The sequence below is a fragment of the Methanobrevibacter sp. 87.7 genome, from assembly GCF_002208625.1.
GTDB lineage: Archaea > Methanobacteriota > Methanobacteria > Methanobacteriales > Methanobacteriaceae > Methanarmilla.
On sequence record NZ_MRCT01000170.1, the window covers coordinates 1 to 3,510 of the forward strand.

5 protein-coding genes are annotated in these 3,510 nt (G+C 24.1%); all 5 read right to left on the minus strand.

Going from position 1 to position 3,510, the window contains the following annotated elements:
• Nucleotides 1-25 precede the first annotated feature (25 nt).
• The gene (locus BGI41_RS07210; protein ID WP_088539960.1) at nt 26-433 is read right to left on the minus strand and encodes a CBS domain-containing protein; all 408 of its coding nucleotides are present in this window, start codon (nt 431-433) and stop codon (nt 26-28) included.
• Nucleotides 426-1,328, minus strand: a complete 903-nt coding sequence (locus BGI41_RS07215; RefSeq protein ID WP_088539962.1) for a 2-phosphoglycerate kinase — start codon at nt 1,326-1,328, stop codon at nt 426-428. The genes BGI41_RS07210 and BGI41_RS07215 overlap by 8 nt, the downstream gene beginning before the upstream one ends.
• A gap of 443 nt (nt 1,329-1,771) precedes the next feature.
• Nucleotides 1,772-2,467 (minus strand): metallophosphoesterase, encoded by a 696-nt coding sequence (locus BGI41_RS07220; RefSeq protein ID WP_088539964.1) that lies wholly within the window; start codon nt 2,465-2,467, stop codon nt 1,772-1,774.
• A gap of 194 nt (nt 2,468-2,661) precedes the next feature.
• Nucleotides 2,662-3,189 (minus strand): DUF2096 domain-containing protein, encoded by a 528-nt coding sequence (locus BGI41_RS07225; RefSeq protein WP_088539966.1) that lies wholly within the window; start codon nt 3,187-3,189, stop codon nt 2,662-2,664.
• Nucleotides 3,186-3,452, minus strand: coding sequence for a DUF749 domain-containing protein (locus BGI41_RS07230; protein WP_088539968.1), 267 nt, complete (start codon nt 3,450-3,452; stop codon nt 3,186-3,188). The genes BGI41_RS07225 and BGI41_RS07230 overlap by 4 nt, the downstream gene beginning before the upstream one ends.
• Nucleotides 3,453-3,510: the final 58 nt, after the last annotated feature.

Below are 3,510 nucleotides of genomic sequence, written 5' to 3' on the forward strand. Positions count from 1 at the left end.
ATTTAATATAATATATTAAAAATAATTAAAATTCATCTTTTAATGCATGTATAATATCACCATCAGATAAAATACCTACTAATTTACCACCATCTAAAACAGGTAATTGGTTAATAATAGATTTTCCAGGTGAATTATTATTCATTTCAGAAATTGCTTCAATAATAGAATCTTCAGGAGTAACAAATGCAACTTGTTTAACCATCACATCAATAACTTTAGTACCTAAAGTATATTTATCTAAAATAAGATTATGACCTAAATCAGTTGCAGTTACAATACCTACCATTTTATTATTATCAATAACAGGCATAGAACTAACTTTTTCTTTCATAAGTTTTTCAAAAGCAAAAACAACTTCTTGATCTGGATCAGTAGTTACAACATCTTTAGTCATTAAATCTTTAACTTTTAATTTCCCTAATTTACTCATTATTATTACCTCCGTAAACTTTGGTTATAGTTTTAATCATATAGTCAATAGTATTAGAAACATTAATATTTTCAATTACAGGAACATTATATTTATTAGCTTGCATAACAATATATTTTTGAATTTTTCTAATAGAATAAAAATTATCTAAATATCTTTTTAAAGGTCTTCTAGCCCACATTTCCCTACTTCTTGAATAAAATCTTTCTTTATGAACATTTTCATCACTAACTTGAAGAGTAAAAAGAACAACATTATCTCTTTTTAAAATATCTTCATTAATAAAACCTGGAACAATATGAACTCCTTCAATTACAATACTAATACCTTCATCTAAAGATCTTTCAATTACTGCAGAAACACCAACAGCTACAGCATCAACTTGATTTTTATAACCAGCAATTACTTCATCAAATTCTGGGGGAGAGGGTATTCTCATAGCTTTATATGCAGTGAAACTAGATTTATGAATTACTGGGAATAATTCTTTTGAAACAATCTTACGCATAACTTCACGAATCATATCAGTACTAATCATATTTCTTATCCCTAAACGATTAGCAATTTCGAAAGCTATTGAAGATGTACCAACACCAGATGCACCACCTATTAAAATAATTAATGGTTCTTTAGATTTTTTAATTTTTCTCCAATTAATATATTTTTCAGCAACAATAGGGTTAACTTTCTCTAAATATTCAACAATAATATTTACTAAATCTTTTACAGGTATTACTTCAATACCATCTTCATTAAGTTTATTTTCTATAGAATTTGCTATTTCATAAGCTTTAGTTAAATTCATTTCTGCCCTAATTAAAGAACGTGCTAAAACACCTTTAGAAAATGGTTCGGTATATTTTTTTCCACTGACTTCTCCTTGTACATAAATCATTTTATCACGCTCCAAAACATAAAGGAGTATATTTTAAACAAAATTAAGAATTTGATTGTATAAAATCTTAATTAATAGATGATAATAGATATTATAAAAATAATATATTCTTAATATCTATTATTAAATTAATATATAATAAAATTTACTAAATCTTTTTTTTAGAAAAATAAGGTATAAATAAAAATAATAAAAAAATATCTAATTTTAATATAAACTAAAAAATAATGAACTAAAAGAAAAATAATAAGAAACAAATAAATAAAAAAAAATAACAGGCAAATAAAGAATAAAAATAAAAAATAAGTAAAAAATACCATTATAAAAAACTATTAACAAAAAACAAAAAAGCAACTAAATAAAAAAATACAAAAAAACTTTAAAACAAAAAAAACCACAAAAAACTTTAAAACAAAAAAATAAAAAATAAAGATTAATTAGAATTATTCAACAAAAGAAACAAGTTCAACATCATAATCTAATGAATCTTCATCAATATCTATTAAACATCCATAGTTTTCTTTAAGCATACCTGGATTTACAACAGTAGTATCTCCAATTTTATCTATTGATCTTCCTTCATGAATATGACCACATAAATTAATATTTGGTTTAAATTCTTCAATAGCTTTTCTTAAAGCTTTACTACCTACATGAGAACCATCAGGCAATTGATCTACTTTAGTATCAAAAGGTGGTGCATGAGTAAGTAAAATTTTTACTTTAGGTATTTTATCATTAGCCATGAAATCATATTCAGCATATAATTCTTTAATAGCATCGTATATATGTGGATCTTTAAATTCTCCCGGTGTATCAAATGGTGTTTCATTAGAACCTCCAAATCCAAATATTACAACATCCCCATATGCAATAATTTGATTATGAAGACAAACTGCATTAGTATCAGTAATAACATTACAAATTCCATTAGGATCACAATTACCTGGAACTGCAAAAACATCAAATCCTAATTTAGAAATTTTATTAAGAAAATCTGATGCAAATTCTAATGGTCCAAAATCAGTTAAATCCCCATTAATTAATACTAAATCAATATTGTCCTTATTATCCTCTAAATATTTAAAAAAATTTTCATTTTTCTCGCTGTGAATATCACTAATAGATAAAATTTTCATCAAGAACACCTCTAAAATTAATATATTTAATAATATTTTTATAATAATATAATATAATTTTCTATATGAATTTAGTAGATAACTTAATAAATAAAATATTAAAAATAGGCATTAAAATAATTAGCATAAATAAAAATACAAAAAACAAACAATAAAAACAAACTAAAATAAAAAAAAATAAAAAATATTAAAATTTAGTCAAAAAAGAAGCCTGCCATTTCTTTTACTCCTTTTTTAACATCCTCTTTATCACCATATAAAGATAAAGTTAAATCATCGTTAAATTCAATTATTAAACCATAATATTCTGCGATTTCTTGAACTCTATCTTCAGTTATTGGTTTTTTAAAAGTTATACGACTTGTAGAAAATCCTGGTGGTGGATTTAAATTAAATTTAGAGTGAATATCTGGAGTATCATATAATTTTTCTCCTCTATTTGCCCTTTTTAATTTATCAAACCATTCATCAGAATATTCTTCTGAAACATTTTTTGAGGCTATATCAAGTAATTCATTTTGAATTTCAGATAAAGTTATATTAGCTTTTGAAAGTTCTTTAATCATCTCTGGATGAGATGTATCTTTTTTATAAAAACTAATTTGTGTTTTAGTAAACCCCATGTTTCTATTAATATTTGTCGGAACTTCAATATCTTTTTTAATTAAATCAGATAAGAACTCTGAAAGTACGAGCCAAACCTGTTCTGCTGGTAAATTCATAAATGACCTTCTAAAATTTTTAATGTGTTTACGTTGACCTTAGCATCTGCATCATTTAATTCTTCTTTAATTTGATCTATATTATCATACGCATCTAAAAAAAGAACATGATGACTAGTAGTCCCTGTAATGTCCAATATAGCAATCACATCATCATCTTTAACTTCTCTTTTTTCAATAGTTGCTTTAAATTTTACATAAGGACCATATTCCTCAGGTAAATCTTTATATTTAAATAATCCACCTAATGTAGCTATAAACATTAAACCACCTCAACGTTTCTAAATTATAATTGATTATTATAATATATAAATTATTACA

What these genes read in the sequence shown, in the direction of transcription:
- BGI41_RS07220 (WP_088539964.1), bottom strand. Translation starts at nt 2,467, where the DNA reads ATGAAAATTTTATCTATTAGTGATATTCACAGCGAGAAAAATGAAAAT.
- BGI41_RS07230 (WP_088539968.1), bottom strand. Translation starts at nt 3,452, where the DNA reads ATGTTTATAGCTACATTAGGTGGATTATTTAAATATAAAGATTTACCT.
- BGI41_RS07225 (WP_088539966.1), bottom strand. Translation starts at nt 3,189, where the DNA reads ATGAATTTACCAGCAGAACAGGTTTGGCTCGTACTTTCAGAGTTCTTA.
- BGI41_RS07210 (WP_088539960.1), bottom strand. Translation starts at nt 433, where the DNA reads ATGAGTAAATTAGGGAAATTAAAAGTTAAAGATTTAATGACTAAAGAT.
- BGI41_RS07215 (WP_088539962.1), bottom strand. Translation starts at nt 1,328, where the DNA reads ATGATTTATGTACAAGGAGAAGTCAGTGGAAAAAAATATACCGAACCA.